At 67.6% G+C, this 26,153-nt stretch carries 27 protein-coding genes and 1 pseudogene; 14 read left to right on the top strand and 14 right to left on the bottom strand.

The features are described from left to right. Window positions 1-18 precede the first annotated feature (18 nt). The 3 genes and pseudogenes from ACFYO1_RS36100 to ACFYO1_RS36090 form a co-directional block, all read left to right on the top strand. Window positions 19-540: pseudogene (locus ACFYO1_RS36100) on the top strand (YbhB/YbcL family Raf kinase inhibitor-like protein); the annotation flags it as partial. A 6-nt stretch (window positions 541-546) separates the two neighbouring features. Further along, a complete protein-coding gene (locus ACFYO1_RS36095) occupies window positions 547-1,044 on the top strand; it encodes an SRPBCC family protein (RefSeq protein ID WP_387241716.1) in 498 nt (165 codons plus the stop codon). A 43-nt stretch (window positions 1,045-1,087) separates the two neighbouring features. Continuing rightward, complete coding sequence (locus ACFYO1_RS36090) at window positions 1,088-2,116, top strand: fused (3R)-hydroxyacyl-ACP dehydratase subunits HadA/HadB (RefSeq protein ID WP_387241446.1); 1,029 nt, start codon at window positions 1,088-1,090, stop codon at window positions 2,114-2,116. Between the two features lie 19 nt (window positions 2,117-2,135). On the opposite strand, the gene ACFYO1_RS36085 is transcribed toward ACFYO1_RS36090, so the two are convergent. The 4 genes from ACFYO1_RS36085 to ACFYO1_RS36070 all read right to left on the bottom strand — a co-directional run bounded on the left by ACFYO1_RS36085 (window position 2,136) and on the right by ACFYO1_RS36070 (window position 5,757). Continuing rightward, the gene (locus ACFYO1_RS36085; protein WP_387241443.1) at window positions 2,136-4,553 is read right to left on the bottom strand and encodes an ATP-binding cassette domain-containing protein; all 2,418 of its coding nucleotides are present in this window, start codon (window positions 4,551-4,553) and stop codon (window positions 2,136-2,138) included. A gap of 31 nt (window positions 4,554-4,584) precedes the next feature. Beyond that, a complete protein-coding gene (locus ACFYO1_RS36080; protein ID WP_387241440.1) occupies window positions 4,585-4,812 on the bottom strand; it encodes a hypothetical protein in 228 nt (75 codons plus the stop codon). Between the two features lie 79 nt (window positions 4,813-4,891). Further along, a complete protein-coding gene (locus tag ACFYO1_RS36075; RefSeq protein WP_387241437.1) occupies window positions 4,892-5,302 on the bottom strand; it encodes a VOC family protein in 411 nt (136 codons plus the stop codon). A 5-nt stretch (window positions 5,303-5,307) separates the two neighbouring features. After that, window positions 5,308-5,757: a helix-turn-helix transcriptional regulator gene (locus ACFYO1_RS36070; RefSeq protein ID WP_387241435.1), complete on the bottom strand. Its 450-nt coding sequence runs from the start codon at window positions 5,755-5,757 to the stop codon at window positions 5,308-5,310. Between the two features lie 180 nt (window positions 5,758-5,937). On the opposite strand from ACFYO1_RS36070, the gene ACFYO1_RS36065 reads away from it, so the two are divergent. The 3 genes from ACFYO1_RS36065 (at window position 5,938) to ACFYO1_RS36055 (ending at window position 8,645) form a co-directional block, all read left to right on the top strand. Beyond that, window positions 5,938-6,675: a DUF6882 domain-containing protein gene (locus tag ACFYO1_RS36065; protein ID WP_387241432.1), complete on the top strand. Its 738-nt coding sequence runs from the start codon at window positions 5,938-5,940 to the stop codon at window positions 6,673-6,675. 267 nt (window positions 6,676-6,942) lie between these two features. Next, window positions 6,943-8,181 carry an aspartate--tRNA(Asn) ligase gene (gene aspS, locus ACFYO1_RS36060; protein WP_387241429.1) on the top strand — a complete coding sequence of 413 codons (1,239 nt, stop codon included), beginning with the start codon at window positions 6,943-6,945 and terminating at the stop codon, window positions 8,179-8,181. Between the two features lie 116 nt (window positions 8,182-8,297). Beyond that, entirely contained in the window at window positions 8,298-8,645 is a 348-nt protein-coding gene (locus ACFYO1_RS36055; protein WP_387241426.1) for a hypothetical protein, read from the top strand. Window positions 8,646-8,660: 15 nt separating this feature from the next. Here ACFYO1_RS36055 and ACFYO1_RS36050 read toward each other — a convergent pair whose 3' ends face one another. Both ACFYO1_RS36050 and ACFYO1_RS36045 read right to left on the bottom strand, forming a co-directional pair. Continuing rightward, on the bottom strand, window positions 8,661-9,014 hold the full coding sequence (locus ACFYO1_RS36050; RefSeq protein ID WP_387241423.1) for a hypothetical protein: 354 nt from the start codon (window positions 9,012-9,014) through the stop codon (window positions 8,661-8,663). 223 nt (window positions 9,015-9,237) lie between these two features. After that, window positions 9,238-10,059: an endo alpha-1,4 polygalactosaminidase gene (locus ACFYO1_RS36045; RefSeq protein ID WP_387241420.1), complete on the bottom strand. Its 822-nt coding sequence runs from the start codon at window positions 10,057-10,059 to the stop codon at window positions 9,238-9,240. Window positions 10,060-10,232: 173 nt separating this feature from the next. On the opposite strand from ACFYO1_RS36045, the gene ACFYO1_RS36040 reads away from it, so the two are divergent. After that, entirely contained in the window at window positions 10,233-10,727 is a 495-nt protein-coding gene (locus ACFYO1_RS36040; RefSeq protein ID WP_387241417.1) for a phosphoribosyltransferase, read from the top strand. Between the two features lie 6 nt (window positions 10,728-10,733). On the opposite strand, the gene ACFYO1_RS36035 is transcribed toward ACFYO1_RS36040, so the two are convergent. Beyond that, window positions 10,734-11,270 carry a MarR family winged helix-turn-helix transcriptional regulator gene (locus ACFYO1_RS36035; RefSeq protein WP_387241414.1) on the bottom strand — a complete coding sequence of 179 codons (537 nt, stop codon included), beginning with the start codon at window positions 11,268-11,270 and terminating at the stop codon, window positions 10,734-10,736. A 157-nt stretch (window positions 11,271-11,427) separates the two neighbouring features. Here ACFYO1_RS36035 and ACFYO1_RS36030 point away from each other — a divergent pair, with 157 nt between their 5' ends. Genes ACFYO1_RS36030 through ACFYO1_RS36010 form a run of 5 tightly spaced genes read left to right on the top strand, consistent with a single transcriptional unit; the run spans window position 11,428 to window position 18,087 of the window. Then, window positions 11,428-12,297: an ABC transporter permease gene (locus tag ACFYO1_RS36030; protein WP_387241411.1), complete on the top strand. Its 870-nt coding sequence runs from the start codon at window positions 11,428-11,430 to the stop codon at window positions 12,295-12,297. A gap of 11 nt (window positions 12,298-12,308) precedes the next feature. Beyond that, window positions 12,309-13,301, top strand: coding sequence for an ABC transporter permease (locus ACFYO1_RS36025; RefSeq protein ID WP_387241408.1), 993 nt, complete (start codon window positions 12,309-12,311; stop codon window positions 13,299-13,301). Continuing rightward, the gene (locus ACFYO1_RS36020) at window positions 13,301-14,983 is read left to right on the top strand and encodes an ABC transporter substrate-binding protein (protein ID WP_387241405.1); all 1,683 of its coding nucleotides are present in this window, start codon (window positions 13,301-13,303) and stop codon (window positions 14,981-14,983) included. Before ACFYO1_RS36025 ends, ACFYO1_RS36020 begins: the two co-directional genes overlap by 1 nt. Further along, window positions 14,980-16,626, top strand: coding sequence for a dipeptide ABC transporter ATP-binding protein (locus tag ACFYO1_RS36015; protein ID WP_387241402.1), 1,647 nt, complete (start codon window positions 14,980-14,982; stop codon window positions 16,624-16,626). The genes ACFYO1_RS36020 and ACFYO1_RS36015 overlap by 4 nt, the downstream gene beginning before the upstream one ends. 60 nt (window positions 16,627-16,686) lie before the next feature. Then, entirely contained in the window at window positions 16,687-18,087 is a 1,401-nt protein-coding gene (locus ACFYO1_RS36010) for a DUF2252 domain-containing protein (RefSeq protein WP_387241399.1), read from the top strand. A 1-nt stretch (window position 18,088) separates the two neighbouring features. Here ACFYO1_RS36010 and ACFYO1_RS36005 read toward each other — a convergent pair whose 3' ends face one another. From ACFYO1_RS36005 to ACFYO1_RS35995, 3 genes are all read right to left on the bottom strand, one after another. Beyond that, window positions 18,089-19,462, bottom strand: coding sequence for a serine hydrolase domain-containing protein (locus ACFYO1_RS36005; RefSeq protein ID WP_387241396.1), 1,374 nt, complete (start codon window positions 19,460-19,462; stop codon window positions 18,089-18,091). Window positions 19,463-19,619: 157 nt separating this feature from the next. Then, entirely contained in the window at window positions 19,620-20,327 is a 708-nt protein-coding gene (locus tag ACFYO1_RS36000; protein ID WP_387241393.1) for a cupin domain-containing protein, read from the bottom strand. Window positions 20,328-20,575: 248 nt separating this feature from the next. Continuing rightward, window positions 20,576-20,860: a hypothetical protein gene (locus tag ACFYO1_RS35995; RefSeq protein WP_387241390.1), complete on the bottom strand. Its 285-nt coding sequence runs from the start codon at window positions 20,858-20,860 to the stop codon at window positions 20,576-20,578. 80 nt (window positions 20,861-20,940) lie between these two features. Here ACFYO1_RS35995 and ACFYO1_RS35990 point away from each other — a divergent pair, with 80 nt between their 5' ends. Further along, complete coding sequence (locus ACFYO1_RS35990) at window positions 20,941-21,402, top strand: hypothetical protein (RefSeq protein WP_387241387.1); 462 nt, start codon at window positions 20,941-20,943, stop codon at window positions 21,400-21,402. Here ACFYO1_RS35990 and ACFYO1_RS35985 read toward each other — a convergent pair. Then, a complete protein-coding gene (locus ACFYO1_RS35985) occupies window positions 21,378-22,448 on the bottom strand; it encodes an arylsulfotransferase family protein (RefSeq protein ID WP_387241384.1) in 1,071 nt (356 codons plus the stop codon). The two genes, ACFYO1_RS35990 and ACFYO1_RS35985, sit on opposite strands and share 25 nt — an antisense overlap. A 298-nt stretch (window positions 22,449-22,746) precedes the next feature. Then, window positions 22,747-23,352: a TetR/AcrR family transcriptional regulator gene (locus ACFYO1_RS35980; RefSeq protein WP_387241381.1), complete on the bottom strand. Its 606-nt coding sequence runs from the start codon at window positions 23,350-23,352 to the stop codon at window positions 22,747-22,749. A gap of 45 nt (window positions 23,353-23,397) precedes the next feature. Here ACFYO1_RS35980 and ACFYO1_RS35975 point away from each other — a divergent pair, with 45 nt between their 5' ends. Next, window positions 23,398-23,739 carry a cytoplasmic protein gene (locus tag ACFYO1_RS35975; protein WP_387241378.1) on the top strand — a complete coding sequence of 114 codons (342 nt, stop codon included), beginning with the start codon at window positions 23,398-23,400 and terminating at the stop codon, window positions 23,737-23,739. A 32-nt stretch (window positions 23,740-23,771) separates the two neighbouring features. Here the strand turns inward: ACFYO1_RS35975 and ACFYO1_RS35970 are convergent, their stop codons facing one another. Both ACFYO1_RS35970 and ACFYO1_RS35965 read right to left on the bottom strand, forming a co-directional pair. After that, entirely contained in the window at window positions 23,772-25,076 is a 1,305-nt protein-coding gene (locus ACFYO1_RS35970; protein WP_387241375.1) for a hypothetical protein, read from the bottom strand. 81 nt (window positions 25,077-25,157) lie between these two features. Beyond that, window positions 25,158-26,141 carry a pyridoxal phosphate-dependent aminotransferase gene (locus ACFYO1_RS35965; RefSeq protein WP_387241372.1) on the bottom strand — a complete coding sequence of 328 codons (984 nt, stop codon included), beginning with the start codon at window positions 26,139-26,141 and terminating at the stop codon, window positions 25,158-25,160. Between the last annotated feature and the right edge of the window lie 12 nt (window positions 26,142-26,153).

The raw sequence follows: 26,153 nt of genomic DNA, 5'->3' as shown, positions 1-26,153 counted from the left end.
CCTGAAAGGATTCCCGCGATGAGCGCCAACAACCCCTTCGCCCGCCTACCCGAGGCGGCCACCTTCACGGTGACCAGCAACACCGTCAGCCATGGCGGCGCCTGGGCACCCGAGCAGCACTCGGGCGGCCTCCCCGGCGGGAAGGACACCTCGCCGCACCTGTCCTGGAGTGGCGCCCCGGAGGGCACGAAGAGCTACGCCGTCACCGTCTACGACCCCGACGCCCCCACCGGCTCCGGGTTCTGGCACTGGGCGGTCGCCGACATCCCCGCCACCGTCACCGAATTGGCCGAGGGCGCGGGCGACGACACCGGATCAGGCCTGCCCGAAGGCGCCTACCAGATCCTCAACGACGCACGCACAGCACGCTTTCTGGGTGCGGCCCCACCGGCCGGGCACGGCAAACACCGCTACTTCGTCGTGGTGCACGCCCTCGACGTCGACTCCATCGGCGTCCCCGCCGACGCCACCCCGGCCGTCCTCGGCTTCACCATGTCCGGCCACACCCTGGGCCGCGCGGTCCTGATCGCCACGGCGGAAACGCTTGTGGAGGGCGCGATTTCAGCGCCGGACCCCGATCGGGTCGAGGTCTCCCGGCTCATCCCGGCCTCCCCCGACGCGATCTTCGCGGTGCTCACCGACCCGCACGGCCACGTGGACATCGACGCGTCGGGCATGCTGCTCGAGGCGGAAGGCGAACCGGTCACCGGGGCCGGCGACCGCTTCCTGGTCCACATGGACCGAGAAGCCTTGGGCGACTTCCCGCTCGGCAAGTACGACGTCGAGGTCGTCATCACCGAGTTCACCGCGAATCAGGAAATCGCCTGGACCGTCGAGGGGCAGATCCGCCCGCCGGTCCGTCATATCTACGGCTACCGCCTGGAGCCGGCCGAGGGCGGCACCCTGGTCACGTCCTTCTACGACTGGTCCGAGATCGACGAAAAGTGGCGCAGCCGCCTCACTTTCCCGGTGGTCCCCGAATCCGCGCTCAAGGCCACCCTCGGCATCCTGGAGCGCACCGTCCGCCGCCGCGCCGCCGAATAGGGCCGATTACGATGCCGGGGAATCGAATGCGAGGAGCGGCTTGATGGAAGCAACCTACGATGTGGCCGCCCTGGTCGGCCATTACTACCGGGCCGACGACTATTACGAGGTCGGCCGGGAGAAGATCCGCGAATACGCCCGCGCGGTACAGGATTTCCATCCGGCGCACTGGAGCGAGGACGCGGCCGGCGAACTCGGCTACCCCGGCCTGGTCGCGCCGACCACGTTCGTCTCGATCCCCGCGATGCTGGCCAACCGCAAGCTGCTGGAAACCGTCCTCACCGGTTACGACGTATTCGTCCAGACCGACCAGGTTTTCGAGATGTACCAGCCGGTGGTCACCGGCGACCGGTTGATCAGCGACGTCGAACTCGCGTCGGTGCGCCGGGTGGCGGGCAACGACCTGCTCACCATCAAGAACACCTTCATCGACCAGACCGGCCGGGTCGTGCAGATCATGCACACCACCGTCGCGGGCGTCACCGGCGCGGATGTCGCCGCCGGAATCGGCGAGGCGATCGAGCGCGTGGTCATGCACGGCGTCGAAATAACCTCCAGGACAACGACGTCCGAACAGCCGATCGAATCGAAGCCGAGTTCGGTAATCGATCCGATCCGGTCCGAGATCTCCCGGACGCGGGTCCCGCACACCGCGATCCGCTTCGAGGATCTCGCCGTCGGCGACGAACTCCCCACGCGGGTAACCCAACTCACGCGGGGCGACCTGGTGAACTATGCCGGCGTGGCCGGCGACGTCAACCCGATCCACTGGCACGACGACGTCGCCTCCCTCACCGGGCTGCCCGACGTGATCGCCCACGGCATGCTCACCATGGGCCTCGGCGCCGGCTTCGTCACCGGCTGGCTCGGCGACCCCGGCGCGGTGCTCAGGTACGGCGTCCGCCTCTCCAACTACACCGTCATCGACGCACGCTCGTCCGGCAGTGTGGAATTCAGCGGCCGGATCAAGTCGCTGGACCCGGAGACCAGGACCGCCGTCGTCGTGATCGTGGCGAAGTCGGCGGGCCGCAAGATCTTCGGGCTCGCCACCGCCACCGTCCGCCTGGCCTGACGCTGCCCGATCGTTCGACCTACTTACGCGCCCGCGCGGTTTTCGGTGCGGCGACGTATTGAGCGAGGTGCTCGCCGGTGAGGGTGGATCGATCGGCGACGAGATCGGCGGGGGTGCCCTCGAAGACGATCTTGCCGCCGTCGTGGCCCGCGCCGGGCCCGAGATCGATGATCCAGTCGGCGTGCGCCATCACGGCCTGGTGGTGCTCGATGACGATCACCGACTTGCCGGACTCCACCAGCCGATCCAGCAGGGCCAGCAGGTTTTCCACGTCGGCGAGGTGCAGGCCGGTGGTCGGCTCGTCGAGCACGTAGACACCGCCCTTGTCGCCCATGTGCGTGGCCAGCTTCAGCCGCTGCCGTTCGCCGCCGGACAGCGTGGTCAGCGGCTGCCCGATGGTGAGGTACCCGAGGCCGACGTCGGCGAGCCGCTCGAGGATGGCATGCGCGGCCGGGACCCGCGCCTCCCCGGACCCGAAGAACTCCTCGGCTTCGGTCACCGACATGGCGAGCACCTCGCTGATGTCCCGGCCCCCGAGGTGGTAGTCCAGCACCGAGGCGTCGAATCGCTTGCCCTCACACACCTCACAGGTGCTGGCGGTGCCCGCCATCATGCCCAGATCGGTGTAGATGACCCCCGCGCCGTTGCAATTCGGGCACGCGCCTTCGGAATTGGAGCTGAACAGCGCCGGCTTGACGCCGTTGGCCTTCGCGAACGCCTTGCGGATCGGTTCGAGCAGCCCGGTGTAGGTCGCCGGATTGCTGCGCCGGGAGCCTCGGATCGGCGTCTGATCGACCGCGATCACGCCTTCCGCGGCGGGCACCGACCGATGCACCAGCGAACTCTTGCCGGAACCGGCGACACCGGTGATCACGCAGAGCACCCCGAGCGGGATATCGACGTCCACGTTCTGCAGGTTGTTCGCCGTCGCGCCACGAATCTCCAACGCGCCCTTGGGTTCACGTACCGCTTCCTTGAGCGCCGCCCGGTCGTCGAAATGGCGGCCGGTGCTGGTTCCACTGTTCCGCAGCCCCTCGACGGTGCCCTCGAAACAGACGGTGCCGCCGCCGGACCCGGCGCCGGGACCGAGATCCACCACATGGTCGGCGATCGCGATCGTCTCCGGCTTGTGCTCGACCACGAGCACCGTGTTCCCCTTGTCCCGCAACTGCAACAGCAGATCGTTCATCCGCTGGATGTCGTGCGGGTGCAGACCGATGGTCGGCTCGTCGAACACGTAGGTGACATCGGTCAGCGCCGACCCGAGATGCCGGATCATCTTGACCCGCTGCGCTTCACCGCCGGACAGCGTGCCCGACGGCCGCTCCAGCGAGAGGTATCCGAGGCCGATCTCCACGAACGAATCCAGGGTGTGCACCAGCGAATCGAGCAACGGCTTGACCGATGGCTCGTCCAGCGCGCGCACCCACTCCGCGAGATCGCGGATCTCCATCGAGCACAGATCGGCGATGTTCTTGCGCTTGATCTTCGACGACCTGGCCTCGGCGCTGAGCCGGGTGCCGTCGCAGTCCGGACAGGTGGCGAAGGTGACCGCGCGGTCGACGAACGCGCGAATATGCGGCTGCATCGATTCCCGGTCCTTGGACAGGAACGACTTCTGGATCTTCGGGATCAGCCCCTCGTAGGTGAGATTGACCCCGTCGACCTTGACCTTCACCGGCTCCTTGTAGAGGAAATCGTTGAGTTCCTTCTTGGTGTACTTGCGGATCGGCTTGTCCGGGTCGACGAAGCCGGATTCGGCGTAGACCCGCACGGTCCAGAAGCTGTCGGATTTCCAGCCGGGGATGGTGAACGCGCCCTCGGTCAGGGATTTGGAATCGTCGTAGAGCTGAGTGAGGTCGATATCGGAGACCGAGCCGCGGCCCTCGCAGCGCGGGCACATGCCGCCGGTGATCTGAAAGCTGCGCCGTTCCCGCACGGTCCGGCCGGCCCGCTCGATGCTCACCGCGCCCGCGCCGCTGATCGAGGCGACATTGAACGAATACGCCTGCGGCGAGCCGATATGCGGCTTGCCGAGCCGGCTGAACAGGATGCGCAGCATCGCGTTCGCGTCGGTCGCGGTGCCGACCGTGGAGCGCGGATCGGACCCCATGCGCTGCTGATCCACGGTGATGACCGTGGTCAGCCCCTCGAGCACATCCACCTCGGGCCGCGCCAGCGTCGGCATGAAACCCTGCACGAACGAGCTGTAGGTCTCGTTGATCAGCCGCTGCGACTCCGCGGCGATGGTGCTGAACACCAGCGAGCTCTTGCCCGATCCGGAGACACCGGTGAACACCGTCAGCCTGCGCTTCGGGATATCGATGCTGACGTCGCGCAGGTTGTTCACCCGCGCACCGTGCACGCGAATCAAGTCGTGACTGTCGGCAACGGGCTGCGCGGGCGCCGTCGTGCCCTTCTTCGAGGCGGTGGCCATGGTGTCTCCATCCAACCGGTGATCGGTACTGCTAGGCGGGGTTCGGGCGAGCGTTGCGGCGCTTGGCGCGATAAGGCTGAACGTACATGTACAGGCCGGTGCCCATCAGCAGGAACAGCGGCGGCAGCGGCAGGTAGAACAGCCAGATCGCGGTCTCGGTCAGGCCGGCGGCGGCGGCGATCATCGCGAGCACGACGGTCCCGGTGAAGATGAGCGACAGCAGACGGTGCAACTGCCGGTTGCGCTTGCTCCAGGCCATGATGTCGATTCCTTTCCAGTTCAGAGGCTATCGGTCAGTTACCGGTCCGTCCTGACTCGCCTGCGTGCGGTGCGCCGGCTCAGCTCTGCTGCTGGATCCGGACCATGTTGCCGGCCGGATCGCGGAACGCGCAGTCGCGCACCCCGTACGGCTGGTCGGTCGGCTCCTGGACCACCTCGGCGTCGGCGGCCTGCAACCGCTCGAAGGTGCCGTCCAGGTCCCTGGTAGCCAGCACGATGCTGCCGTAGGTGCCCTTGGCCATCATCTCGTCGACCGTGCGGCGCTCGTCGTCGGTGAGGCCGGGGGTGGCCGCCGGCGGGAACAGGACGATGGAGGTGCCGGGCTGATCGGCGGAGCCGACGGTGATCCAGCGCAGCCCGTTGTAGCCGACGTCGTTGCGGACCTCGAAGCCGAGAATGTCGCGGTAGAACGCGATGGCGGCGTCCGGGTCGTTCTGCGGGAGGAAGCTGGCGTGAATGGTGATTGTCATGCTGATCAGGCTAATTCCGGCCCGGCCACCTGCGCTTCTCGATTCCTGATCGGTCTGGTGACCTGTTTGGCCACGCAGGACGGCAGGCCAGCGGCCGCCTGCGCGGCGTCGCGTTTATAGGCGCTCGGCGGCATCCCGACCAGCTCGGTGAAGCGGGTGCTGAACGTGCCCAGCGACGAGCAGCCGACCGCGAAGCAGACCTCGGTGACGCTCAGGTCGCCGCGGCGCAGCAGTGCCATCGCGCGCTCGATGCGCCGCGTCATCAGATAGCTGTAAGGTGCCTCGCCGTAGGCGAGCTTGAACTGCCTGCTGAGGTGACCGGCCGACATGTGCGCGTCGCGAGCCAGGGCCTGGACGTCGAGCGGTTGCGCGTACTCCCGGTCGATCCGGTCGCGGACCCGGCGCAGCCGCGCGAGGTCGCGCAGATGCGACGCGTCGGCGGAACTGCTGGTCATGGGTCCGATGGTGCCATGCCGGGTGGGCGTTGCCCAGCGCACGACGCGCCGCCGGAGGTATTTTCCGCGGTCGCCGTTCTAATTACCGGCGAGTTTCGCGATACCCGTGCGGCGAGAACTTTATGGACCTTAATTCTATGGGGATGCACGGTGCCCTTCCATAAGACAGGATCGACGGTCGTGACCGCTTATCTCGACCATGAATCACCCACGCTCGAACAGCTACTCGATGATGCCGCATTGATGTCGTTCGAACATCAGGATCATTGTGTCCGGGTGCTGGGTGAGCATCGATGGCAGGTCGGATATGAGCCGCCACGGTTCGAGTTCTTCGGGGATCATCCGTTGGTGTGCAAGCGGTTTCACGTTCTGGGCACGGCGGCGCCCGGACCGCAGAGCTGGCTGTGGAGCTGGGCGAACAACGACTGGTATCCGCCGGAGCTGACCGAGCTGGCCCGGTCGGTGCGCGATTATGGTCTGCGGCACGGGATTTCGGCGTTGCACACGGCCGAGGTGCCGTTCACGTGGCTGCCCGGATCGCCGACCGAGCCGAGCCGGGTCACCTGGTTGATGGGCGAGCTGGCCAAGGCGGTGTCCGGCAGTTGGACCTGGTACAGCTGCGATGTCGGCGGCGGCACCCGGCTCGCGGTGCTGATCGAGCATCCCGATCTCGCGCTGCCCGCCCCGGAACTGCCCCGGGTCCGGCGGGTGCTCGACTGGGCGCTCGAGCTCGGCGTACCCGACCACCGGCGCGTGCTGCACAGCTACGCCATGCAGCGCGGCCTGGACCCACGGTTCAACCAGGACGGCTCGAAGCTGCGCATGACCAGCCCCGGCGTCCAGGTCGTCGTCGCGTTCAACGCGAACGGCCACGTCACTGGGATGACATCGTCGCGCGGCGCCGCCGACATCGGCTAGCCCGCGGTTAATCACTGGCGCCGTCGATCCGACCGGCTAAGCTCGATGACGCGGCGCCGACGAGCGTGACGAACTCCGAGCCGCGTCGGCCGGTCACCGACGACGAAATCCGACCACTAGAGGCAGCGAGCAGCACGCTGCGAAGGTGTGGTGGCACCGCGACGGACCCGATCGCCCACACCTCCCGGGGACAGCAACCAGGAGGTGAAACCGATGCCGCGCATTCTGTGTTCGGCTCTACCGGCCGTTCGGCCACGTAGCAACCCGGTGACCATCGAGGGATGGATACACCGGCGCAGGCAGCTCGCGCACGTCACATTCGTTGTGCTGCGCGACCGTTCCGGGTTCGCGCAGGTGGTGGTGACCGATCCACAAGTCCGCGAACAGATTTCGGGGCTGCCGGAGGAAACGGTGGTTCGGGTGACCGGGACGGCGGTGGAAAACGCCAAGGCGCCGGGCGGAATCGAGATCGCCGGCCCGGCGGTGCATCCGCTCGGCGCGCCCGCCGAGCCGCCGCCGGTCGAGTTGTGGCGGCCGAGCCTCGGCGTCACCCTGCCGACCGCGCTCGACCATGCGGCGATCACCTGGCGCCACCCCACCCGGCAGGCGGTGTGGCGGATCGCGGCCGCGTCGATGTCCGGCTTCCGGCGGCACCTCGACGGCGCCGGATTCACCGAGGTGACGACGCCGAAGATCGTCGGCCGATCGACCGAGTCCGGCGCAAATGTGTTCGCGCTGGACTACTTCGGCTCGACGGCTTATCTCGCGCAGTCCCCGCAGCTGTACAAGCAGATGCTCACCGGCGTCTTCGAGCGAGTCTACGAGGTGGGCCCGGTGTTTCGCGCCGAACCGCACGACACGGCCCGGCATCTCGCCGAATACGTCTCTCTCGACGCCGAATTCGGCTTCATCCGGGACCACCGCGACGTCCTCGCCCGGCTGCGGGACGTGCTCGCCGCGATGATCGGCGCGATCGACGAAAAGGCTGGGGACGCAGTGCGAACGGTGGGCGTCGAGCTGCCGTGCGTGCCCGAGCGGATCCCGGTCATCCATTTCCGCGAAGCCCTCGAACTCGTCGGGGCGGCACCGGAGGAACCCGACCTCGCGCCCGAGCACGAACGCTTCCTCGGCGCCTGGGCGAAGTCGCGGTTCGACTCGGATTTCCTTGCGGTAGAGGGGTATCCGGCGGCCAAACGGCCGTTCTACACCCATCCGCAACCCGGCGACCCACGCTGGACGAACTCCTTCGACCTGCTCTTCCGCGGGCTCGAACTGGTCACCGGCGGCCAGCGGCTGCACAACCACGCCGACTACCTCGAGGCACTGGCGTCGCGCGGCGAAGACCCCGCCGGATACGCCGGCTATCTCGAGGCCATGCGGCACGGCATGCCCCCGCACGGCGGCTTCGCCATCGGCTTGGAACGGTGGGTCAGCCGCTTGATCGAGGCCGACAACATCCGCACCGCGACCCTGTTCCCCCGCGACCTGCACCGCCTCTGCCCCTGACTTCGAACGGGACATCCCGTGGCGCACCTCGAGTTTCGCCGCTGGGATGTCCCCTTCGCGACACTGGCGGTACGGTGGTGCCCAGCGAATACCGGGTCACGGCGAGAGCGGGGAAGATGACGATCATCGGCAGGTCCGTACGACGGCTCGAGCCAGGCGGCGGCCGGGGCACCCAGGTGTTCGGCGAACCGTACGAAACCGCCGATGGTTCCACCGTCATCACCGTCACCCGCCTCGGTGTCGGCCCGTTCGCGCCGTCGCCCCTCGGCATCTTCGTCATCAACGACGGCAAGGTTTCCTGGGAGGCGGCGGTCGACCGCACGCGCATGGCGCTGTTCGCCGAGTTCATCGGGCTGGCGGCGGCGGTGATCGCGACACTCGCGGTGTTCCGTCGACCGCCGTGGCCCGACCTGTCCGCCACCGGATTGGCCGCGATGCAGAAATTCAAGTCCGGCACGAAATAGACGTGAGCCGGCGGATCAGCGCGTTTCGTAGACGTAGCAACCGAATCCGTCGACCCGCGCCGGCAGCGACGCCTCGCCGAACGCACTCTTGGATTCGCCCTCGCAGACCGCGACGATGTCCGGCTTCGGCTGCACGCCGCGCTGATGCAGCTTGAACTTCTGCTTGATCGGACCGGCCTCGGGTGCGCCGTTGTTCGCCTGGCAGTTCCCCGATCCCTTCGCACCGACCTCCTCCGGCTCCTCGATGGAGTCGCAGATGTAGGTCCACTGCTCCTCGGCGGTGGCGGCCGAGGCCAGTGCGGTCAGACCGGCGGCCGCCGCGATGAACAAGATTGCGAGGGTGACGATCCGGGCCGGGCGAAAGCGCATGACAATCCCCATTCTGTACGGTGTCGTTCCAGGCGATAGCGCGAACCGTAGCGGAATAGCGCGACGCATTGCCCGATTTCCACCGGGTGTCGCGCGCGAATCATCGACCGCCGAAAAGCCGGATCGAAATTCCACAAAAGGCGGTTATGCATATCCGCAATTGCCGAGAAACAATGTTTGCCGCAGTCGCGCGCCGGGTAAAAGCGCCCAATTGATCCGTCGATCAGCAGGTTTCACGCCAGGCGTCGAGTTCGCGGTGCTTCCGGATGGACGACAGGCCGAGCCGGGCCGAGTCCGCGCAGAACTCGGTGAGCCGCAGCGTGTACTCCGCGTGAAACACCGGCTTGCCCGCGGCGAGGAACGGCGTCAGCTTGTCGCAGCTCGCCCGCTCCTCGAAGCACTGTTCGTTGACCGAGAAATCGAAAAGCCCGGCCAGCGTGGACACCTGGTCCAGATCGTTCTTCAACCCGATGGCCAGACCGCGATCGTGCGCGAGACCCGCCAGCATGCGGTTGTAAGCCAGTTGATCGGCCGCGGAGATCTTCAGCTCGCCGGTGTTCTGCCTGTGCAGATCCGCCCAGTCCGGTTCGACGCCGTCGAACCCCTTCTGCTTGCACAGATCCATCCGCTTCGCCATCAGCGGCTTCAGCACATCGATCTGCTTGACGTCGAGCCAGCGCTCGTCGTCCCACTCCGGGACCGGACCGCTCTTCACGCTGTCCGGGAACTCGCCCGCGTCCGGCCGATACGGTTCCCACGAGCCGCCCGACAGGTAGCAGATCACCTTACGTCCCTGATCGTGCAGGGTTTTCACGGTCGCCGCCGGGTTCTCGAACAGGTCGATGTCGTAGACCTGGGCGTTGATCGAGGTGTCGACCGGCTCGCCGTGCAGCTGCCACTGCCAGGTGAGGCCCTTCTCCGGATGCCACCACGGACCCGGGTCGGCCGTGGCGGATCCGAAGGAGCACGCCGCGACAAAGGCCGCGACGGCGGCGAAGACGGTCATGCGTAGCCAGCGGCGGCGCGGGGTTCGAGCGAAAACCATACCCGCACAGTAGAACCGGATCGTCCGACCGGTCGATGAAGTTCTTACTGTTCAGCGGACAACCCGATCCGGACGACATCTGCGGCGGCGAACCGTCGCCGACCGTGCCGCCGGCCACATCGCGGCAACTCGTATGCTCGGTGCGCAGTCGCGACGAGGAAAATGGAGGATCCATGGCGGATCGGGAAGTGCTGACCTGGGATCTGTTCGGGTCGGCGAGTCGGGAGTTGGCGACCACGATCGCGGACGACGGGTTCGAGCCCGACCTGATCCTGTCCATCGCCCGCGGCGGGTTGTTCGTGGCGGGCGCGCTCGGCTACGCGCTGGACGTGAAGAACCTGCACGTGATGAACGTCGAGTTCTACACCGGCATCGACCAGCGCCTGGACCTGCCGGTCATGCTGCCGCCGGTGCCGCAGGCGGTCGACCTGGCCGGGGCGACCGTGCTGGTCGCCGACGACGTGGCCGACACCGGCGCCACGCTCAAGCTGGTGCGCGACTTCTGCGAGGACCACGTCGCCGAGGTCCGCTGCGCGGTGATCTGCCAGAAGCCGCGCTCGGAGGTCGACTGCGAATACGTGTGGAAGCACACCGACCGCTGGATCAACTTCCCCTGGTCCACCGAGCCGCCGGTGGTGCAGCGACAGGTCAAGGTGCTCGACGCGTAACCGCGCTCAGTGTTCCTTGCGCGCGCAGGCGACCGCGTCGAGGCGTTCGCCGAGCGCGTTCACCTGGTCGCGCAGGGCGATCAGGTCGTCGAGCGGGTAGCCGACCGAGTCCATCACCGACTCGATCATCTCCTTCGCCTGACGCTGCAGGGCCAGACCCGCTTCGGTCGCACGCAGTTCGACCGAGCGGCGGTCGTGCGCGCTGCGCACGCTCTCCACGAAACCGTGCGACTGTAGTCGCTGGATCAACGGCGAGACGGTGCCGTAGTCCAGGCGCAGTTGCTCGCCGAGCTCCTTCATCGTCATCCCGGGCCGTTCCCACAGCGCCAGCAGGGCCAGGTACTGCGGGTAGGTGATCTCCATCGCCTCGAGGAACGGCCGGTAGGCGGCGGTCATCGAGCGCGAGGTGGAGTACAGGGCGAAACACAGCTGGTTCGCCAGCGCCAGCAGGTCGTGATCGGAATCCCCGGCGGTCGCGGTGGTGCCCGGCGCTGCGGCCGGTTCGACACGCACCGCGGAGCTGGGATGCGCTACTTCGGGCATTCAATCACCTTACGCCAGCGAGTTTGCCGCTGCTCATGCGCTATTCCGGTGTCCGCGCGCCGGTTCCGCCGAATTACGATCTCGCTGAGGCAATCAGTGGATCACCCCCTGCCCCTTGTCTACTGTGACGCAGACATCCGATGAATTGGGGGGTTAGTTGCGGTCGCGTTGGTACCGGTTCTCGAGCGATCGCTGGAGCACGTTCGGCCTTGTCGTGGTCGTATTCTTCGTCGCGGTCGCGGCGTTCGCGCCGCTGATCAACCGCCTGCTCGAGATCGATCCGTACACGTTCCATGCCGAGACCCTCGACGCGCAGAGCGTGCCGTCCGGCAGGTTCGGTGGCGCGAGCGCCGCGCACCCGCTGGGCGTCGAACCGCTGACCGGTCGAGATCTGCTGGCGGTCATCGTCGCCGGCACCCGGACCTCGCTGTTCATCGCGCTCGGCGCGCTGGCGATCTCGACCCTGCTCGGGCTCGTGATCGGCGTTACCGCCGGGTTCGTCGGCGGCTGGGTGGATCGGATCCTCTCCGGTGCGATCAATGTGCTCTTCGGCTTTCCGTCGCTGCTGTTCATGATCGCGCTCAGCGCGGTGCTGCCCGCTACGTTCCCGCGCCCGGTGCTGGTGGTGTTCATCGTGGGCATTTTCGGGTGGCCCGGCATGGCGAGAGTGATTCGGGCGCAGGCCTTGTCGCTGCGCAACCGGAATTTCGTCCGGGCCGCGCTGGTGATCGGGGTTTCGCCGCTGCATGCCCTGGCCCGCGAGGTGCTGCCGAATTTGCGTGCGCTGGTGGTGGTTTTCGCCACCACGAGCATGCCGGGGCTCATCGCGACCGAGGCCTCGCTGTCGTTTCTCGGCGTAGGCGTCCCCGCGCCGACACCGTCGTGGGGCCGGTCGATCGGCGACGCGGTGGCCTGGGTGCAGACCGATCCGTGGTTCCTGATCTTCCCCGGAATCGCCTTGGTGCTACTGACTTTGGGGTTCAACCTGGTCGGCGACGGTCTACGGAACGCGTTCCACGCGGCATGAGGTGGACAATCGTGCGCCGTCGGCTGTCGTCGTCGGCGGTGAAGCTACTCCTCGCGCTCGGCGTGCTACTCATCGTCGCGTTCCTGACCTACGCGGTGTTCTACCTGCTGCCCGCCGATCCGGCGCAGCTCGCCTGCGGAAAGCCGTGCACGCCGGACAATCTGCTCAAGGCGCAGCTGTACATGGGCCTCGATCATCCGTGGTACCAACAGTTCTCCGATTTCGTCGCCGGTGTCGTCGCCGGCCGCAGCTACGGGTCGGGGCTGGCGACGATCCAATGCGCCGCACCGTGTTTCGGCTATTCCTTCCAGCAGAACGAGTCGGTCGCGTCGCTGATCTTCGCGCGCTTCCCGATCACGCTGTCCATCGCGCTCGGCGCCGGGGTGCTGTGGCTGATCCTCGGAGTCGGCGCCGGATTGGTCGCGGCACGGCGGCAGGGCAAGCCGACCGACCGGGCCGTCACGTCGTTGGCCGCGCTCGGACTGTCGACCCCGACGTATCTGCTCGGTCTGCTCGTGGTGCTGTTGTTCGGGTTCACGCTCAACGTCATTCCGGTGAGCGGCTACGTGCCGTTGAGTTCGGGTGTCGTTCAATGGGCCTGGCACCTGGTCGCGCCCTGGGTCGTGCTCGCCCTGGTGAATGCCGCCATGTACGCCCGCATTTCGCGCAATCAGCTGATCGAGATCTTCCGCGAGGACTTCATTCGCACCGCGCGGGCCAACGGCCTGGCTGAGCGGCGCGTCATCTTCGGTCACGCGGTGCGCAACATTCTCGCGCCGATCCTGACCTTGTTCGCGGTCGACCTCGGCGCGCTGCTGGGCGGGGCGGTCATCACCGAGCAGGTCTTCGGGATGCCCGGCCTCGGCCGGCTGCTCATCGACGCGGTCCACACCATCGACCTCCCGGTCATCGTCGGGGTCACCATCTTCTCCGCCGCGATCGTTCTGGTCGCCAATTTCCTCATAGACGCGGTTCTCGGACTGCTCGATCCCAGGGTGAAGTGATGAAGAAGCAATCCAAGACGGCACTGGCCGCCGCCGCGCTGGCGGTCGCACTGTCGGTCACGTCCTGCAATGCCAACCCGACCGACGGCGCCGGGAACACCACGCAATCCGTCCCGCCGCAAAAGGGCGGGACGCTGCGAATCCTGTCGTCGAACACCGACTTCAATTTCGATCCGGCCAAGTCGACGAATCTGGCCATCACCTCGCTCAGTCTCATCGCGCGCCGGCTCACCACCTGGCAGGCCGAACCCGGCAAAGAGATGACGCCGATCCCGGATCTCGCCACCGACACCGGAACCACCACCGACGGCGGGCGCACCTGGAAGTACACGCTCAAAGACGACCTGAAATTCCAGGACGGTTCGCCGATCACCTCGGCGGATATCAAATACGGTCTGGAACGTTCGTTCGCGCCGCTGCTGTCCGGCGGCTTCACCTACCACCGCACGCTGCTCCAGGGCGGCGAGGCGTATGACGGCCCGTACGCGGGCAAGTCGCTCGACTCCATCGAGACGCCCGACGCGAAAACGCTGATCTTCCACCTCAACAAGCCGTTCGGCGACTTCCCCTGGATTGCTTCGCAACCCGCGTTCACGCCGGTGCCCAAGGCGAAGGACAACCCGGCCACGTACTTCCAGTCGCCGGTCGCCTCGGGTCCGTACCAGGTGGAGAAGTTCGACAAGGCCTCCGAGGTGGTCCTGGTGCGCAACCCGAATTGGGATCCGAAGACCGACACCGCGCGCACGGCCGGTCCCGATCGGGTGATCTTCCAGCTCGGCATGCAGCAGACGACGATCAGCCAGGAGCTGATCGCCGACACCGGCACCGCCAAGTCCGCGTTCTCCGCCTCGTTCGTGCCCGCCTCGCAGTTGCCGCTGGTCCGGTCGAACCCGTCGGCGAAGAACCGGATCGCCGAGGCCGGTGGCGGATCGCTGTATCAGTTGCAGCTCAACGTGAGCAAGGCGCCGCTCAATGATCCGAAGGTCCGGCAGGCGATCGTCTACGCGACGGACAAGCAGGCGTTTCGCACCTCGCTCGGCGGTGAGTCCCGCGGCGACTACGCGACCACCAATATTCCCCCGGCCATCCCGGGTTACCAGAAGTTCGACGCCTTCCCGACCCAGCCGACCGGTGACGTAGAGAAGGCGAAGCAACTGCTCGCCGAATCGGGACACCCCAACGGCATCGACCTGGTGCTGGTGACCAAGAACGACGCGACCAACTCCGCGGGCGGTCAGGCCATCGAGGCGGGGCTGCGCCGGGCGGGTATCCGGGTCACCATCCAGGCCCTCGACAACGCGAGCTTCGACGACATCACCCAGCACAAGGACGGGTCCGGCTACGACCTGGCGCTGGCCAGCTGGCAGGCCGACTTCCCGAGCGCGGCGTCGATGCTGCAGCCCAGCTTCGGCTCCTCGGAGATCGGCAACGGCGGCTTCAACGTCTCGCGCTACAGCAATCCGCGGGTCGACGACCTGATCGCCAAGGCGACCGCCGAGGTCGACCCGAAGCGGGCCGGTGAACTGTGGCTCGAGGTCGACCGGATCGTCACCGGTGACGCCGCGAACGTTCCGCTGGTCAACTCGGTGAACACGTTCATCTTCGGCAGCGACGTGCGCAACTTCTACGTGCCGCCGTTCCCCGCCTACCCGGTGTACTTCAAAGTCTCGCTCGCGCAATGACGTCGCCGCCGGCCCTGGCAGTCCGCGAGCTCGGCGTCGCGATCGACGGCCGGACCATCGTGCGCGACCTCGGTTTCACCATCGAACGCGGCAAAACCCTTGCGCTGGTCGGCGAATCCGGTTCCGGCAAGTCGCTCACCGCCCTGTCGGTGCTCGGCTTGCTGCCGCCGGGTTCGGCCACGACCGGCACCGTGACCCTGTCCGGCAAGCGCCTGTCCGGGATGCGCCCCGAGGCGCTCCGGCAGGTGCGCAGGAGCGAGATCGGGGTGGTGTTCCAAGATCCGGCAGCCGCGTTCGACCCGGTGTACCGGATCGGGGCGCAGCTGCGCGAGGTGATCCGCACCGACCGCAAATACACCAGGCGGCAGGCGGATTCGCTGGTGCTGGAGCTGTTCGAGCGCGTCAAGATCGGCGATCCGGCGCGGGTGGCGGCCAGCTATCCGCATGAGATCTCCGGCGGGCAGTTGCAGCGCGCCATGATCGCGATGGCGATTTCCCGGGCGCCCCAATTGATCATCGCCGACGAACCGACCACCGCACTCGACGCGAACGTGCAGGCCGAGGTGCTCCAGCTGTTCCGAGAGTTGCAGCAGGGCAACGACATCGCCCTCTTGCTGATCACCCACGATATGGGCGTGGTCGCCGACCTGGCCGATGATGTCGTTGTGCTGCGCGACGGCAGCCCGGTCGAGGCGGGGCCGGCCGGGCAGGTCCTGCTGGCGCCGCGGCAGGACTATACGAAAACGCTGCTCGCCGCGGTGTTGCAGCTCGAACCGCCGGCGTCGAGTTCGGTTGCCGAGCAGGCGAAGCCGGTCATCGAGGTGGAGGACCTCACCGTCGAGTACCGCAAGGGCGGTGCCCGGTTCACCGCGTTGCGGGAGGCGAATCTCGTTGTTCGCGAACATCAGATCGTGGCCCTGGTGGGTGAGTCCGGCGCCGGGAAGTCGACGCTGGGGCGCGCGTTGTGCGGACTGGTCACCCCGGCATCGGGCCGGGTCGCCCTGAACGGTGAGCCGATCGCGTTGCTCCGCAAGCGAAACCGCCGTGCCCTCGGCAAACAGCTCGGCGTGGTGTTCCAAGACCCGATGTCGTCGTTGAATCCGCAGCACACGGTGCTGCAATCGATCGAGCTGCCGTTGCGCGTGCACACCGAGCTGGACAGTGCGCAACGGCGCGAACGCGTCGAGGAACTGCTCGACGAGGTATCGCTGGACCGTGACCTGATCACGCGCTACCCGCGCCAGCTCTCCGGCGGCCAGCGCCAGCGGGTGGCCATCGCCCGCGCGCTGGCCGTTCAACCCGATGTCCTGGTGCTGGACGAGCCGACCAGCGCCTTGGACGCGGCCGTTCAAGCGTCGGTCCTGGCGCTGATCCGGCGGCTGCAATCGAAACTCGGGTTCGCGGCGGTGTTCATCACCCACGATTTCGCCATCGTCCAGCAACTCGCCGACCATGTCGTCGTGCTGCGCGACGGCGCCATCGTCGAACAGGGTCCCACCGCGCAGGTGCTCGCCGAGCCCAGCTCGCCATACACCCGGCGCCTGCTGCTGGCGGTGCCGGTCGCCGAGCCCGCGGCCCAGCGGCGTCGTCGCGAGCTGTGGGCGCGGACGCAACCCGGCCTGCTGGTCAACGCGCTCGATTGATGATTTGCTGAGGGTTGTCTGATCTCGTTTATCTCCCGGACCGACCAGGAAGGGACCACGATGAGCACAGAACTTTCCGAGGCCGCGAGCTCGTCCCCGCCTGCGCGACTCCGGGCGACGCCTGCGGTCGACCGGGACCGCGAGGCGGGCCGCGCGGCCCGGGCCCGCGCGCCGCGCCGGTCGGCGGGTGACTGGGATCCGAGTGGTCGTTCGATGTCAGCGCTGGGCCGGTTGCGTGCCCAGGAGGCCGTGCGCGACGCAGAGTTGCTGCCGTTGCGCTACGCCAGGATGGGGTCGTCGCCGTGGGCGTATCTGCGCGGCGCGGCGGCGGTGATGGCCGCGGATCTGGCGGCACGCGAGCACTCCGGATTGATGGTGCAGATGTGCGGGGACGCGCACATTCTCAATTTCGGGTTGTGGGCGTCGCCGGAGCGGCAATTGCTGTTCGACGCTCGTGATTTCGACGAGACCCTGCCCGGTCCGTTCGAGTGGGACCTCAAACGGCTTTGCACGAGCGTGTACGTGCTCGCCGCCACCGAGGGGATCGCGGCGTCGACGGCGGACGCGGCGGCGACAGCGGCCATCGATGGTTATCGCTCGGCGATGCGCCGCTATGCCCGATCGGGTGAACTGGACGTGTGGTACGACCGGATCACCGCGGATGTCCCGTTGCGAAACCTCGACTCTCAGTTCGCCAAACACGCCAAACGGACGATCGGCAAGCAGCGCAAGAAGCGCTCCCAGGAGGGAACCGCGCGCCAGCTGGTCACCGTCGAAGACGGGCGGCGGCGCATTTCCGACGATCCGATCAAGCGCCGCCACGTCGACCTCACCGATGTGGACGCGGTCCGGGTGTACGAGCAGATCTTCGACACCTACCTGGCATCGATCCCGCCGCACCTGATCCGGCTCGTCGGCCGCTTCTCCCGAGTGGACACGGTCCAGCAGGTGGTCGGGGTCGGGAGCGTCGGAATGCGGGTCTACCTGCACCTCATGGAGGGCGACAGCGGCGAGCTGCTCTTCTTCCAGATGAAGCAGGCCACCGCCTCGGTCTACGAGGAGTTCCTCGCCCCGAGCATCTTCGGCAACCACGGCGAGCGGGTCTGTGTCGGGCAGCGGTTGATGCAATCCGCGAGCGACATCTTTCTCGGTTCGGTCCGGGTCAACGACATCGATTACTACACCAGGCAATTCCGCGACATGAAGATCATCCCCAGTGGCAGTCAGATCGCCGGTTACCTACCGCAATTCGCCGAGACGTGCGGCTCGGCGCTGGCCAAATCACACGCCCGCAGCGGCGAACCCGAGGCGATCGAGGCGTATATCGGAAAGGGCGCGGCGTTCACCGCCGGGATCATCGATTTCGCGCGCGGCTACGCGGCGCAGACCTATGCCGATCACGCCGCGCTGGTGGCGGCGATCGAGTCGGGCGAGGTGCAGGCCGCGGAGCGCGGCTGGTGATTCAGCCGCACCCCTGCCAGCCCGCCGGATCGACGCCGCCGGGGATGGGGTCGGCGGGTTCGTAGGGTGCGCGGGTGAAGACGTAGCTCACCAGTTCCAGGCGGGTGGCCGTGCCATCCGGGCCGTGCACGAATCGCATGCGCTCACCCGCGTAGTAGCCGTCGAGGCCGGTCCAGGAACCGTCGGGCTCGGGACGGAACCGGGACTGCCGGCCCCCGTGCGCGAGGGCTTTGAGCTGGAGCAGGCCGTCGGCGCGCAGGTGCAGGGCGATCGACGCGGTGCCCCAATTCCAGGTTCCGGTGAGCGCCAACAGGTTCGGGTCGACGGCGGGTGCGGGCAGCCATTCCCTGGGCAACGCCGGCTCGTGCTCGGCCAGGATGTCCAGCAGCGCGAGGTCCAGCTTGCCCCGGATGCCGCCGTAGGTGGTGTTGGACAGGAACAGCACGCCGGTCCGATCGTCGGGGTCGGCCCAGACGTTGGCGATGAAACCGGGCATGGCGCCGCTGTGGCCGGCCAGCCGCCGACCTTGGTGACGCCGCAACTGGAAGCCGAGCCCGTACCCCATGTTCCACTCGTCGCCGTCGTCGATCGTGGCGGGGTCCCGCATTTCGGCGAGTGTGTCGGCCGCGAGCACCTCGCCGGTGTCGCCGCCGACGAACGCCGCCCAGCGGGCGAGGTCCCGCACCGTGGACCACAGCTGCCCGGCCGCGCCCATCGCCCCATGGTCGTGCGCGGGTTCCGCGAGCACGACGTCCGCCCAGGGATGCACCGCGCAGCCGGTGGCGTGCGGTGCCACGGGCGATACCGTGGTGCGCGTCATGCCCAGCGGGACAAGCACTTCGGCGTGCACCGCTTCGAACCAGCTGTGCCCGCGCAGCCGGGCGACCAGCTCGCCGAGCGCGGCGAAGCCGACGTTGGAATAGTGGAACCGCCGGCCCGCCCGGTGCACCAGCGCCTGGCTACCCGGGTCCCCGTCCAAGCTGTCGGCAAGCTCGGCCCAATCGCCGCCTGCGGTGCGCTCCCACCATTCGCCGGGCGACTCCGCGCGCAGGCCCGCGGTGTGCGAAAGGAGCTGAGCGACCGTCCGGTCTCCCAGCGGTGCGCCGGGCACATGCTTGGCCACCGGGTCGGCCAGGTCGAGCTTGCCTTCGTCGCGCAGCCGGAGCACCACGGTGGCCACCATCGACTTGGTGATCGAGCCGATGCGGTATTGGGTATCGGTCGTCGGCGGGTTCCCGTCGACCCGGCCTCGCGCGCCCGACCACACGAGTTGCCCGTCGCGCACCACCGCGGCGATGAGCGACGGCACGCGGTATTCCGCCTGCTCGACGGCGACCCGATGCAACAGCGCCCGCTCGGTCGAGGGCAACAGCATTCCGCGACTTCCCTTCACTCACGCGGTAACTCGTACGCGGCACCATGACGTCGCCCTCAGCGTATCGCCGGGACCGATGCGCGTGAGTGTGGCAGGTCGGCGTCGGTCCGAATCGGCCCGCCTCCGCCGTCGCTCGGCGGCGGAGGCGGGGACCGGGTCATCGATGGCGGGTGATCACCACCGGCTTGATCTCCTTGGGCACGTCGGCGAAGGCGGAGACCGGGATCCCGAAGGACGCGGCGAGCACCTCCCGGGGCAGGGAGTTGAGGGTGCCGACGATGCCGATGTCGTCGTTCGGCTCCCCCGCGCTCGTGTTGAACATGACCAGCACGTCCAAAGGTGTATCGGCACTGGCATTCTCGAAGTAGTGGAAGTATCCCTGCGGGGCGAAGACCAGATCGCCCTGCCCGGCTTCGAACACGTCGTTGTGGTAGGTCCCGTCCGGATGCGTCCCCAGGATGGACCACTTCGCCCGGCCCGAGATGATGAAGTTCAGCTCCCAGGCCGAGGGATGCCAGTGCGGCTCCCGGATGCCGCCACCGTCGAGGTGGACGAAATACACGGATCCCTTCTGCCCCTTCAACACCGGGAAATTGTCTTCGTTGGCGCCTTGCAGGTAGCCGCCGTCATGGTTGGCACGTTCCGATGCCGTCAGTTTGAACAAATGCGGTGCGTTGTTGAGGTTGCTGTCGACCGCGCCCTCGTTCCCGAGTCCGTCCGGCGCTGCGGGACTCGCCGCGGCCGCTCCGACCAAGCCGCCGCCCAGCGCCGCCGCACCCACCGCGACCACGCCGGTGCCGATCAGCGCCCGGCGGCCGATCGCGCCATTGTCGTTGTCCTGCTTCACATTCACGTCGTCAGACATGTCGCCAGCTTTCCTGAAGCATCAGTAACACACGGATTTAGTTAGCACCTCTAAAGTTCAAGCTAACCCCGGCGCGCGTACCCAGCCAGGTGACACCCGCCACACTCGCACACGGCACCGCCATTCGGCCCCGCACACGCCGCGTTTCCGCAAATCCGTTGCGCGTCAATCATTCCCACCGTCGCCGACCCTGCCGCAGCGTCAGGGTTAGCCCGGCAGTCGAGGATGACCGACGGGCAGCCGATTCGTCAGTCCGTACCGGCTTCGGCCTCAACAGCTTTCGCTCGGGTCAGCTCGGTCAGCAGCCGCGCGAGTTGGCGTTGTTCGACCGGGCCGAGCCGAGCAACCGACGACCGGGTGAACATGGCCGTGCCGAGCCGCTGGGGGACTTCGCGGCCGCGCTCGGTCAGTGTCACGATCTTGGCCCGCCGATTCGCCGGATCCACCTCACGGGTGATCAGCCCCTTGACCACGGGTACGAGCAAGCAACTGTCCGACAGCGTCGATTCCGGCGCCGATCCGTCGTCGAGCACCGGGCGACCGCCCGACCGGCTGCGCTATCTCGCCCGACGGGCTGCGCTATCTGTGGCTCGCCGCCGGCACAGTCTTGTCGTTGTTCGCGGTCAACGGCCGCTGGGACATCCCGTTGGCGGCATGGCTGTTTTCGATTCTGCTGCTGCGGTTTTCGCGCACCAGCCGGGTGGCCACCAGGGTCGGCTCGGTCTGGCCGGCCGGCGTGGCGGCCGCGATGTTCGTTCTGTGGCACGTGGCCGTACCGCTGACGGCGACGACCGCACTGGGCGGCCTGGCCTTCGGCACCGTGCTCACGCTCCCCTACCTGGTGGACCGGCTGCTCGCGCCGCGCCTGGGCAGAGTCGCGCGCCTGCTGCTGTTTCCGATCCACGGCACCGCAACGCTCTACCGGCGCACCGGCGACCTCTTCGCCTGGCTCTGCGTGGCCGGCATGTTCGTCCTGATTGCCGTGGGAATCAGACTGCGCCCCAGGAACTTCCATGTCGTGCGGGCAGATAGCCGGGCGCCTTCAGGAGATCAGGGCGGCCACGGGTCCGCGTAGGCGCGGTAGCTGCCGAACGGGACGGTCGCGTCGTAGACCAGCTCACCGTCCGGGGCGAACTCGGAAATGCGTGGCACGACGCCCCAGCTGACCAGCGTGTTCCCGTTCGGCAGGCCCTGCGCGTTGCCCATCGCGACCGTGACCAGCCCGCTGGGATGAGTCTGGTTGCGTACCAGAGTCGCTCGCCGCGCCTCGAGGTCGAGACGGATCCATTGCACGCTGGACGGGCCGAGTGTGCTCGGCCCGCTGGAGTTGTTGTTGAACAGGCGCAGCGTTGCCGGGGCGGCGAATTCGGCGTCGTGCTGAAAGCCGAACTGGACACCCGGCCCGAGTTCGAAGCTGGAGTTCCTGCCGCCGAGCTGCCAGTTGATCGCACCGGTGTGCGCATCGATGTCGTAGACGGCCGAGGTGTTGCGCAGAGAGACGACCAGGTCGCCCGCCGGATCCAGGGCGATCGAATTCATATGGTAGGGGTCATAACTGGTGTTGCCGGGAAGCAGGCCCGGCACCTGCGTGTCGGTCAGCGGGATGTGTGCCGCGGCGCTCCACTGGAACAGCACCTCGTTCGTCGCGACGTCGACCACCGAGGCGATGCAGTCGAACATCGTGCCGTCCTTCGGGCCGCCGATCGCGGTGAGGTCGGCGGCGATCTCCTGGTACGCGGTGATCAGGGCACGACCGTCGGGGGTGAGCCGGAATTCGTGCACGTCGGAGCCGAGCCCCGGGCCGGGCGTGACGGTGGCGATGACCCGGTAGTGGTCGTCGGCGAGGTAGTCGACGCCGGAACCGTGCCCGCCGACGGTGCTGCCCTGCCACCAGGTCAGCACCGGTTTGCCCCGATAGGTCTGGGTACGGAAGTTCGCCACCCCCTGGCCGGGAGGTGCTGTGTAGCGCCAGATCTCGCGGCCGGAGCGATCCGCGATCACGTTGGCGGGCGCACCGCCGGGCACCCTGGACAGCACCGCGCCGACGGCCGGGACCAGCGCCGCCGCGCTCACACCGGCGGTATAGAAGATGTACGCCGGGGCGTTGCCCGATCGATCCACCTCAACCGTGTACGAGGCCGTTCCAATAGGCAGACTCGGCAGGAACGGTCCGCCCGGCGCCTCAGGAGTCACCGCTCCCACAGACAGCGAAATAGCGGCCATCACAATAAGAATGAAGCGACCCGGCCCCGAACGATTCATCTTCCTGGTGCCTCTGTGTGATTGATCAGTTTTATCCAGACCAACGGAGGCATCATCCGCATGCGGCAAATGTCCCGTGAACACCGCACTCTACCGCGTCGCGGTCACGCCCGTGGCGGTTGCCGCAAAGTCGCCCACGGCGATCGCTTCGCCCGGTTCAGGATGCGCCGGACGGCTCGGCAAGCGCGTACGCGAGCAGGGCTTGCGCTGTGCGGCACAGCGTTTCGGCGGCCTCGGCGCGGGTCAGCCCGGCCACGTCGACGAGCCAGATGTAGGACTCGATACCCGTGGCCGACCGGATCGTGACAGCGAGCCGGTGCACGTCGAGGCCGGGCCGGTGCGCACGCAGCGGCGCCAGCGCATGCTCGAGCCAGCCGATGCCCCGCCCACGGCGCAGCAGCGTCGTGTCCGTAGCGTCGGGTTCGAGCGAAAGCCGCAGGGATGTGCGCAATTCCGGCTCCCACTCCCGCGTGATGCGGACACACTCGCGCATCACCAGTTCGAGCCGGGCAGCCGGGTCGGCGGGCGCGGGGTCGGGCAGCAGATCGTCCCGCTCGATTTCCGGGCGCACCGCGGCCAGCAGCGCACGCTGATTCGCGAAGTACCGGTACGCGGTGGTCCGGGAGATGTCGGCGGCCTGAGCAGCCTCCTCGACGGTCGGGATCTTCCCCTGCGCCAGCAATCCGCGCGTCGCGGACACCAGCGCGGAACGGGTGCGCGCCTTCTGGCTGCGCCGTCCCCCTTCTTCATATGGTACCGGCATGCCCATCATGGTACTCTAGTTCCATATACTTCCGGAGGTGTCGCGATGAGCACTGACCCCACTGTCGTCAACCCCGATCTGTATCGGGTGATCTTCGAAAACGAACGCGTGCGCGTCCTCGAATACCGGGACCGGCCCGGTGACCGGACCCAGCCGCACGATCACCCGGACAGCGTGCTGTATCCGTTGACGTCGTTTCGCCGCCGGATCACCGCCAACGGCCAGCAGGTGGAGGTCGCCCTCACACAAGGGCAGGTGCGCTGGGTCGGTGCCCAGGAACACTCCGGCGAGAACATCGGCGACACCGAAACTCACGCGCTGTTCATCGAATTGAAGGAATCACCGTCCGAGCCGACCGACTCCGTGCTGGGTCCGAGCTCTGCCTGACGATGCCGCCGGACGGGCCGGTCGTTCAGCGGTCATCGCGCCCACAGCGACTCGTCGATCGGGCCGGTGCCAAGGTCTGCGACGAAGTCGGTCGCGATCCGGCCGACGAGCGCACGATCGAATTCGCCGCACCGGTTCACCGACACGTGGAGGCGGTCGTAGGCCTCTACGACATTGAAGCCGAGGAAGTTCGGGCCCGGCGGCGCGATGGACACCGTGATCCGGGGTGGCGCCGAGCCTGCCGGCGGCGGGGCGGCCGGCCACCTGGTCCCGTACGACATCATCAGGCGGACCGGACCATTGCCACCGGCCCGCACCGATGGCGGACCGGAGCGATGAATCCGCTTGCGCTGCAAGGCCTGACCGAAGACGAGTAGCGGCAGCCCGCTGTCGACGATGCTGCCGATCCGCGCGCTCAGCTCGGTCGGGGTGTCCGAGTCCAGGACCGGCACGGACTTGGACCAGCTGAAGTTGCCGTCGACCGATCCGCGTCCGGCGAGATAGCGCCGCAGGTCGACCATGAACACCACCGTGCCGTCGACCTGGAGCCCGTGATGGCGGCACAGCAACAGTGCCCGCAGGGTCATGATCGACATGACCGACGCGGCCGATCCCCGTTCCGCACGAAACCGCCTAGCTCCCTGGACAAACGACTCGGAACTGGCGACCGCCGTCGTCGTGAAGGACGGCGGACCGACAACGTTCACCACCCTCCGGTCGCCCTCGGTGCGCAGGTGCCGCATTTCCCGTTGGACCGAGACTGCCTGCGGCAGCTTGGATCCGGAGCGGCAGAACGTCGCCAATAGTCCGCGGGCCAGCGGGCGGACGCACCGATCGGAGCCGAGATCACGCGAATTGCCCAGCGCCAGCAGCCATCCCAGGAAATCCCAGCTGGCTGTGCCGTCAGCCAGCGCGTGCGAATAACTGAACTGCGCCCACTCCCTGCCGAGGGTGAGCCGGAACGGTAGCCCACCCAAATCGCGCACATCCGGCGCCGGCGAGCCGTCCGCCGGACAGTCTTCCGCAGAGCTCGTCACCAGCGCCCGCACGAACGCGGCCGCCCACCCGGGCGCCGGTTGTCCGGTCCGGCCGTGCTCGACATCCAGTAGCCGCACCCGGGCATCGTCCGGACGGACGGCACGCCACTCGGCGAGCCGAGCGCGAACCTCCTCGACCTCGGGCACGACGATCGACCGGATCACCTTGAGCACCGGCACCCGGCACCACAGGCGATCACGCTGCCGGAGCGGACGGATATCCACTGCCGGCCAGCCGGCAATGAATCCGGTACCGGCGGCCCGCCCGGCGGGAAAACCCGGGCGACGGTGCGTGTTCACACCTCATAGCATGCGGTCGCCGACCGGTTCCGGTCGCGAAATCTGATCGCCCGGCAAACTTTTCGCTTATTCTATCGGTTCTTACCGGGCCGCCCCGACGACCGCTTCCGTCGCCGCCGCGTCGCCCACGGTGATCCGGATTCCGGTGGCACAGTGTTTCACCTGGATGCCGTCGCGGGTGAACACCGCGCGGAGCCGGTCGAGTTCGGCGGGCGCGCAGCCGGAGAGGTAGACAAAGTTCGCCGCACTGGTGGGGACGCGGTAACCGAGGTCGCGCAGGCCGGAGGTGAGTTTGCCGCATTCCCTGGTGATGGTTTCGGTGCGCACGGCCAGCTCGTCCTCCGCCGCGTAGCAGGCGCGGACACCCGCCTCGGCCAGGGCGGTCATGCCGAACGGCAACTGCCAGCGGCGGATTCGGCCGATCACCGGCGCCGAACCGAAGGCGTAGCCGACGCGTAACGCCGCCAGACCGTAGGCCTTGGAGAAGGTGCGCATCACCATCAGATTGGGATGTCGCTCGACCAGCACGGCGGTGTCCACCCGGTCGGCGGGCGGCACGAAATCGATGTATGCCTCATCGAAGACCACAGTGATCGACGGGTCGGTGCGTGCGAGGAACTCGGCGAGCGCACCGTGCTCGACGCGGGTTCCGGTCGGGTTGTGCGGACTGCACAGAACGACCACCGCCGTGCGCTCGTCGATGGCGGCCGACATCGCCGCCAGATCCTGGTGCCCCTCCGGTGTCAAGGGCACTTCCACCACCCGGCCGCCGACCGTACCGGTCAGCAGCGGATAACCGTCGAAGGTCGGCGTCGCCATCACCACTCCGGCGCCCGCGGTGACGAACTCCTGCAGGATGTGCATGATCACGCCGGTCGCGCCCGCGCCGACCACGACCCGCTCCGGCGCGTAGCCGAGCCGCTCCGCGATCAGGCCGGGCAGCCTGCGCGGCAGGAACTCCGGATAGCGGTTCGCGGTGACCAGCGCGCCGGTCAACGCAGCCTGCACCGAAGGCAAAGGGCCGTAAGGGTTCTCGTTGAGCGAGAGCTGATGACCGAGTCGCACGGTCCGCCCGGC

Source organism: Nocardia sp. NPDC006044 (assembly GCF_042871115.1).
Classification (GTDB): domain Bacteria; phylum Actinomycetota; class Actinomycetes; order Mycobacteriales; family Mycobacteriaceae; genus Nocardia.
This window is presented reverse-complemented; position numbering and strand designations above follow the sequence as displayed.

Bases quoted from the DNA above. Each gene is read 5' to 3' on its own strand.
- ACFYO1_RS36045 (WP_387241420.1), bottom strand. From the start codon at position 10,059: ATGGTTTTCGCTCGAACCCCGCGCCGCCGCTGGCTACGCATGACCGTC.
- ACFYO1_RS35975 (WP_387241378.1), top strand. From the start codon at position 23,398: ATGAGCACTGACCCCACTGTCGTCAACCCCGATCTGTATCGGGTGATC.
- ACFYO1_RS36075 (WP_387241437.1), bottom strand. From the start codon at position 5,302: ATGACAATCACCATTCACGCCAGCTTCCTCCCGCAGAACGACCCGGAC.
- ACFYO1_RS36015 (WP_387241402.1), top strand. From the start codon at position 14,980: ATGACGTCGCCGCCGGCCCTGGCAGTCCGCGAGCTCGGCGTCGCGATC.
- ACFYO1_RS36040 (WP_387241417.1), top strand. From the start codon at position 10,233: ATGGCGGATCGGGAAGTGCTGACCTGGGATCTGTTCGGGTCGGCGAGT.
- ACFYO1_RS36080 (WP_387241440.1), bottom strand. From the start codon at position 4,812: ATGGCCTGGAGCAAGCGCAACCGGCAGTTGCACCGTCTGCTGTCGCTC.
- ACFYO1_RS36010 (WP_387241399.1), top strand. From the start codon at position 16,687: ATGAGCACAGAACTTTCCGAGGCCGCGAGCTCGTCCCCGCCTGCGCGA.
- ACFYO1_RS36020 (WP_387241405.1), top strand. From the start codon at position 13,301: ATGAAGAAGCAATCCAAGACGGCACTGGCCGCCGCCGCGCTGGCGGTC.
- ACFYO1_RS36090 (WP_387241446.1), top strand. From the start codon at position 1,088: ATGGAAGCAACCTACGATGTGGCCGCCCTGGTCGGCCATTACTACCGG.
- ACFYO1_RS36035 (WP_387241414.1), bottom strand. From the start codon at position 11,270: ATGCCCGAAGTAGCGCATCCCAGCTCCGCGGTGCGTGTCGAACCGGCC.
- ACFYO1_RS36055 (WP_387241426.1), top strand. From the start codon at position 8,298: ATGACGATCATCGGCAGGTCCGTACGACGGCTCGAGCCAGGCGGCGGC.
- ACFYO1_RS36070 (WP_387241435.1), bottom strand. From the start codon at position 5,757: ATGACCAGCAGTTCCGCCGACGCGTCGCATCTGCGCGACCTCGCGCGG.
- ACFYO1_RS36000 (WP_387241393.1), bottom strand. From the start codon at position 20,327: ATGTCTGACGACGTGAATGTGAAGCAGGACAACGACAATGGCGCGATC.
- ACFYO1_RS36005 (WP_387241396.1), bottom strand. From the start codon at position 19,462: ATGCTGTTGCCCTCGACCGAGCGGGCGCTGTTGCATCGGGTCGCCGTC.
- ACFYO1_RS36050 (WP_387241423.1), bottom strand. From the start codon at position 9,014: ATGCGCTTTCGCCCGGCCCGGATCGTCACCCTCGCAATCTTGTTCATC.
- ACFYO1_RS36085 (WP_387241443.1), bottom strand. From the start codon at position 4,553: ATGGCCACCGCCTCGAAGAAGGGCACGACGGCGCCCGCGCAGCCCGTT.
- ACFYO1_RS35980 (WP_387241381.1), bottom strand. From the start codon at position 23,352: ATGCCGGTACCATATGAAGAAGGGGGACGGCGCAGCCAGAAGGCGCGC.